1 pseudogene is annotated in these 241 nt (G+C 71.4%); it reads left to right on the top strand.

Annotated features, from left to right (window positions below):
* A pseudogene (locus tag BN358_RS26270) lies at nt 1-227 on the top strand (dihydroorotate dehydrogenase-like protein); the annotation flags it as partial.
* Nucleotides 228-241 lie beyond the last annotated feature (14 nt).

The raw sequence follows: 241 nt of genomic DNA, 5'->3' as shown, positions 1-241 counted from the left end.
ACGTGGTGATGACCACGTCCTCACTGGTCCGGCACGGCGCCAGCTACGCCCGCAGGCTGATCGACGGGCTCGACGACTGGATGCTGCGCAAGGAGTTCGGCTCGGTCGCCGACTTCCGCGGCCTGCTCGCCGTCCCCGCCGACACCGACCCCACGGCGAGCGCCCGGGCCGGTTACGTCTCCGCCCTCGAGCGGGCGAAGTCCACCTACGGTTCGCTGCGCGGCTGAGCCTGGACCGGATA

It is taken from the genome of Sedimentibacter sp. B4 (genome assembly GCF_000309315.1).
GTDB classification, from domain to species: Bacteria; Bacillota; Clostridia; order Tissierellales; family Sedimentibacteraceae; genus Sedimentibacter; species Sedimentibacter saalensis.
This window is presented reverse-complemented; position numbering and strand designations above follow the sequence as displayed.